The organism is Candidatus Desulfatibia sp., assembly GCF_036446775.1.
In the GTDB taxonomy this organism is placed as follows: domain Bacteria; phylum Desulfobacterota; class Desulfobacteria; order Desulfobacterales; family UBA11574; genus Desulfatibia_A.
Map to the genome: position 1 here is coordinate 1 of NZ_JAZFTO010000006.1, position 5,736 is coordinate 5,736.

Annotated in this window: 6 protein-coding genes; 1 reads left to right on the forward strand and 5 read right to left on the reverse strand. The window is 49.8% G+C overall.

Annotated elements, in window-relative coordinates:
- The 4 genes from V3S16_RS00250 to V3S16_RS00265 form a co-directional block, all read right to left on the reverse strand.
- The coding region (locus tag V3S16_RS00250) for a DUF4123 domain-containing protein (protein ID WP_413882663.1) at positions 1–321 on the reverse strand (321 nt) is incomplete at its 3' end.
- A 230-nt stretch (positions 322–551) separates the two neighbouring features.
- On the reverse strand, positions 552–1,013 hold the full coding sequence (locus V3S16_RS00255; RefSeq protein WP_413882664.1) for a hypothetical protein: 462 nt from the start codon (positions 1,011–1,013) through the stop codon (positions 552–554).
- 113 nt (positions 1,014–1,126) lie between these two features.
- Positions 1,127–1,948, reverse strand: a complete 822-nt coding sequence (locus tag V3S16_RS00260; protein ID WP_413882665.1) for an SPOR domain-containing protein — start codon at positions 1,946–1,948, stop codon at positions 1,127–1,129.
- Positions 1,949–2,060: 112 nt separating this feature from the next.
- Positions 2,061–3,140, reverse strand: a complete 1,080-nt coding sequence (locus V3S16_RS00265) for a DUF2169 domain-containing protein (protein WP_413882666.1) — start codon at positions 3,138–3,140, stop codon at positions 2,061–2,063.
- Positions 3,141–3,675: 535 nt separating this feature from the next.
- On the opposite strand from V3S16_RS00265, the gene V3S16_RS00270 reads away from it, so the two are divergent.
- Positions 3,676–5,064 (forward strand): B12-binding domain-containing radical SAM protein, encoded by a 1,389-nt coding sequence (locus V3S16_RS00270; RefSeq protein ID WP_413882667.1) that lies wholly within the window; start codon positions 3,676–3,678, stop codon positions 5,062–5,064.
- A 110-nt stretch (positions 5,065–5,174) separates the two neighbouring features.
- On the opposite strand, the gene V3S16_RS00275 is transcribed toward V3S16_RS00270, so the two are convergent.
- The coding region (locus V3S16_RS00275) for a hypothetical protein (RefSeq protein ID WP_413882668.1) at positions 5,175–5,736 on the reverse strand (562 nt) is incomplete at its 5' end.

A 5,736-nucleotide genomic window follows, 5' to 3' on the forward strand; every position in this document is an offset into this window, starting at 1 on the left:
TCTGAGGCCGGCGGACGACACCAAGAAGATGCCCCAGCTGTCTCCCCATCCTCTGCTAATCATCCAGCGGGTAAAAAGGGCTTCGGGCTCAAGTTTGACCAGATGCGGTGCGGCTTCCGCCAGTACCTGGGGCAGTTCGCCGAGAAAAAAAGCTTGGTGCCCGGCGTATAAGCAGCGGGATTCCCCGCTCGATTTAACGATGGCCGGATAGATTCTTTCATCGCGGGCAGCATCGAATATCGCGTAAACATGAAGATTTTTCTTTTGTCCGCTCACGTGCCACAGCCGGCGGATTACTCTGTTATGATATGGATACGTCATTATAAAGCCTTAATAAAGTTATCGTTGATGCTTGTATTTCCATCTCCTCACCCGGAGGATTCCCCATCCACTCAAACCTCACATAATGGTGCTCCGGTATGTGAGGAGTGCTGCAAGGCAACCGCCTGGGCCGTTGCCAGGGGCACAACCGGCTCTTCCTCCGGTTCCTCCGATGGTATCCAGGGTTCGGCCGGCTCTTCTTCCCCCGCACCGGGGGGCGGCGGCGCAGTTCAGGCTTCACACAAAGCTGCTCCTGACTGGGAGGCCTGGATCAATACCTCGGCCTGAGCAGCCGCGACGGGCGGCACGGCCTCTTCTTCCGGTTCTTCCTCCGGCTCTTCTTCTTCCACTAACACTTCTGCCGGCGGGGGTGCGGAAACCGTTTCTTCGACGGGGGTAACGGCATGGAACCCGGCTTCGAACAGGTCATAACGCTCTACCACCCGTATTTTTTCGGCGACCAGCAGGTCGGCAATTCGCTCCAGCACCCCGTAATCGCTGATGCCGGAAAGGCTGATGCCGAACATTTCCCTTTCAAGGAGCTTTCGCAGCACCGTCATGTAGTAATGGTCGTGGATAAAGTCGCGCAGAAATTCAAGGGCGGCGAATTTGTCGCGAAATTCCATGAAGCGGGTTTCGCGAGAATTCAAAAATTCATATTCTCGAAACCCTTTGCGAAAAACTCCCCTCACGGCGAACCTCCCTATCCCGAACATCTAAATCTTGAGACCTTTGCAAAACGCTTATCAATTGATCTTAATCGTACTTTTAATCTTTCTCGTATGTTGCTTATCCATTTACGCGGTTACCGCTCCACCACCTTGCTGTCGATGCCGTCGGCTTTGAGATCCTGATTTTGATCCTGCACACCTTTTTTGGTGATAAAGGCTCCCGTAAAAAGGCGCAAGTGATTCTCCGCATCTTTAATGATATACGGCGAATACCCCTGGGAATCGAGGCGCTTGAAAATGTCGTTCAGTTCATTTTTGCTGGAAAATATCCCGGCAAGATTGGCATAAGCAGTTTTTATGACCTGAACGCCTTTAAGATTATGCTCTGTCACGGCTGCCTGGGCTGCTTTCCGGCTTGGATAATACCCCGTAAAAAGCCGCCACCACACACCCTTCTCTCCCAGATTGACCTTGGCAAAGTATGGCGACATACCTTTTTGCCGGTATTGGGACAGCCCTGTTAAAACAAATTTAAATTGATTGAAACTCGCCAGTCTGATGGAATAAGGGTAGGGTTCCGGCTTGGCTTTCGGTGCCGCAGGGAGCGCAGGTGCCGGTGCGGCCGCCGATGTTACCTTCGTAGCGACCGGTGTTGTCGGTGCGGGTTTCTTTGCAATTACCGGTAATTTTACCCTTGGTTTGGCCGGTAATTTTACCTTTGGTTTGACCGGCAATCTGACCTTGGGCTTGGCCGGCAGCTTTTTAGCCAACACGGCCGGAGCCCCGGCAGACGCTTTTTTAGGTTTTTCAGAATTTGGCGCCGCTGTTACGGTTTCGGGCTGCTGTATCATAGCCCCTAAAAATAATCCGGCAAAGAAGCTCAGAACCACCAGGAGAATACACCCCACTACCAGCAGTATTGCTTTTTTCTTGTCTAATGAAATATCGTAAGTCATAATTCAGCCTCGCAAACGAAAACGTTTACCCATAATGAAAGAGCAAAGAAAATGGAGTTTACCTTAAATATGATACAATTTTTTTTCATTTTGTTTGCGCTCAATTATGGTTTTATGCAGCGGGCGTAGTTTGCCCGACTTCTATCGTTTTGACCTCAATTCCCGTTAAGTCACGAACCGGACACAGTCCCCGCCATACCAGGTAAAATCGACTTTCATCCGGAATCAGGCAGAGCGTATCCAGGTTCAGGTCTATTGGTTCGGTAAACTCTTCTACTTTGCTTTCAGCGTTCTGATTCTCATCGTTCCGGACGGGTTCTGCCAGAAGTTCGTAGGTTTTTGTCACGTTGCAATTGAGTTTTATTCCGGGAAGCCAGAAACGAAGATACCCATCGGGGGTAAGGTTGACAAGTTCAACGTCTTCGTTGCCTTGCAGGTATCCCTGAATCTGGAGATCGGGATGGGAGGCATTGTAATAATCAAAGCTAAAATCGACAGGCGGCCTGGGAGAGCGTTCTTTGCGCCAGGTTTCATCATAGATTCCGAGATAGCGGTTTCGAGGAGCCCAGGCTCGGCCGTAAAACCCGAAACCGGCCGGTGGGGGTCGGTCCTTCCAGGACTTGATTAAACTCTCCGGATCTTCGATGTTTGGCAATGGCACTCCATCAAGGATCTTTTTTAATTTTTTGGTAATAAATCCGCACCCCACAAGATTTTGCTCGCAAAATCCGCCGCCTTTAGTATCGATGCCGCCAAAGGCCCGCTCATACACAAGCTCCATTTCCGTAAACGGTTCGGGTTTGGTCGCAGAAACCGGCAGGAGGCGGCTGAGGCATCTCCAATGCCGGTCCCCGAAGACCCGCAGGCTTTTTTTTAGGGTCCCCACGCGCAGAGAAACATTAAGTACTGTCACCGGATCCCCCCCCCGGGCATGTGCTCGACCGACCAGGGCGATATCGGCCTTGGGCTTAAACGGGGCCGCATCGGATTCGAACTTGACGCTCCCCCCATTTTCGGGATCGTATAATTCGTCGCCAAATACCACCGGTATCTGTTCGGATGCCTCAGTGGCAGATTCTCCCGGACGGATATCAAAGGTCCCTTTTACAATAATGGTTAGAACCGGTTTTTCCCCTGGACCTGTCTGGGGCAACGCCTCGATGATATAGGGCGTGTCATTTTGTATTTCCATTTCTTAAATCGTGTTGATGTCATCCGGTGCTTGTCGGCTTGCCGCGGTATCTTTTCCGCTGTTATCGCAAAGAACAAGCAGAGTGAAGGCAGCGCATCGTTATGGGGATTATGATCTTGCTCTTTGCCGCCGGTTCATTTCAAAAGGCTGAATTGATGAAATTATAAAGTATGTAAATATGCCATATCTTCAAATGAATGTCAATATTACTCCATTGTTATTAATTGATTTGATTAAAAATAATTGCCCCGGAGGTAATGAAAAGAACAGGTTTTAGCAGAATATTTCCAAAAAAATAATTTGCTTGCATTTCTTGAGCATATGCGTCGTATAATTAAAACCTCAATTGAGCGTAAACAAAATGCCGACAAATATAAAAAGAATTAAAAATAGAGGCTTTTACCCTGCTGTAAATTGGTTGCGATAAAACGGGTATAGAAGAGTTATCATCAGATGTTTATTTCATCATTGCAGCTGCGGCGAAATCGGCAATTGCAGATTTTAGGTTAGAGGCTAAAGCTTGGGATAGAACACCATGAGTAGAATTCTGCTTGTCATTCCACCCCATCCTTTGATGAACTTGTACCCGTCTGTGGGAGCATGTTACCTGGCCGCGTCTCTGATTGAAGCCGGGCATGAAGTCAGGGTTTTTGATTGCGGGGCTCCTTTTGGCCCTGATATTACGGAACTCGGCCGTTTATTGAATTCATGGGATGCTGATATGGCAGGGGTTGGTCTCTATACCGAAACGGCACTTCTAACCTATGATTTACTGAAACCTTTTCTTAACGGACCTATTCCCTGGATTGCAGGCGGGGTGCACGCTACGGCGGTGCCTGATGAGCCGCTGCAAGTTGGTTTTGATGTGAGCGTAAAGGGGGAAGGGGAACAAACCATTGTCGAGCTTGCAAATCTCCTTGGAAAAAAGAAGTTGGATAGTATTTATCTTAAAAATATTCAGGGTGTTGCCTTTATAGATCCGCAAGGATCAATCCATCACACCCCTAACCGTCCAAGGGTGGTAAACCTTGATCAAATTGCTCCTCCGTATAAGGCCTGGCATATTTTTCCGCGGCACTGGTATCTGAAAGAAGTCACGGGCATGCTGCCGGCTTCATTATTGACCAGCAGAGGCTGCCCGGGAGAGTGTCTCTTCTGCTCAAGGATGGTGACCGGCACTAAGCATAGAGTCCATTCGGCCAACAGGGTTGTTCAAGAGATGAAGGCCTATTTGGAGTTGGAAGGCGCAGGCGGTTTCAGTTTCCATGATGATGCCTTTACCGCCAATTCCAAAAGGCTTTTTGACCTTTGCGATTGCATCCGGAATTCTTTCTCCCAGCTACCTTCGTGGTGGTGCGAAAGCAGGGTTGACCATATGGACACCACCAAGGCTAAGAAAATGAAAGCCGCCGGGTGCCACCTGATCGTGTTCGGTGTTGAAAGCGGAGATGCCGACATACTTCAAAAAATCGGTAAAAACATTCTTCCCGCGGATGTTTTAAGCGCATTTGAGGCCTGCAAACAGGCCGGACTCATGACCCAGGCCAATTTGATGTTCGGATTTCCCCAGGAAAAAGTATCCCACCTTGAAGCAAGCCTCGCGTTCATGAAACAGCTGGCACCCTTGGTCGACCACTTCAGCCCCCTTGGTATCCCCATACCCTTTCCGGGCACGGTTCTTTATAAACGCTACGCAAAACAGTATAATTTCGTGAACTGGTGGCTTGATCCCAACCGGATTGACTTGCTCCACAAGCCGATTCCCGCCGGCGGGTTTCATGGAATTGAGCATGATAAATGGCCGGCCCTGGCAAGTCAGATGGAACAGGCCCTGCTCCAAGCCGACTTTTTCAATTATACGGCTGAAATAAAAGCGGCAATTTGCCGGTGTCTGGAATTTCGCCACAACCACAATTGGGGATGACACCATTCACCCAATAATCACTAATATATAATTCACCGCAGAGTCGCAAAGATCGCAGACAGCCAAGCTGAAGGTTTAATACGTTAATTAAGGCGCCCGGTTTTGTATCGTTACCTCTTAAACGGTGTCAACTCAATCAGGTACTTGCCCGTCGGTCCCGGGATAGGCGGTAAAGGTATGGTCAGGAAATGGAAGGGGGTCGGGAGGGCGTTTCCTCCTACAACCGGTCCGACCGGTGAAAACGGAGGCTTGAAACTCGGGACCTGGCCCATTCCTAATACCAAAAGAACCAAAGTCATCGGTTTGAACATCTGAAAGACGGTATTAAATGCCTTGGCAAGGGAGTCAAACAGCTCAGATGAATGTGCTGCTATCGGATTGGCAAAATTGGCTTCCATGGCACTCTTCAGGGTTGACGGAGAAAACTGGGATTCACCGGGGGAAGAAAAAGCCGCCAGCGGCATCGGAATATTCGGCACAGGAGGAGTCACAGGACCCGGAAATGCGGCAAACGGCGGGTACGAAAGTGTACCGGTAAGCCCGGATTGCCAGGTCTGCCAGGCCGTGCTGACAGCATTGGCAATCGCCAGGGAATATTTCAACTGCATGGGGGTATCCTTGGGCGCGCTCATCAATATCAACGGCAAGAGCGGCGGGCCCGTCAGGCCCCCC

Coding starts and splice junctions, on each gene's coding strand:
- V3S16_RS00265 (WP_413882666.1), bottom strand. CDS start 3,140: ATGGAAATACAAAATGACACGCCCTATATCATCGAGGCGTTGCCCCAG.
- V3S16_RS00260 (WP_413882665.1), bottom strand. CDS start 1,948: ATGACTTACGATATTTCATTAGACAAGAAAAAAGCAATACTGCTGGTA.
- V3S16_RS00270 (WP_413882667.1), top strand. CDS start 3,676: ATGAGTAGAATTCTGCTTGTCATTCCACCCCATCCTTTGATGAACTTG.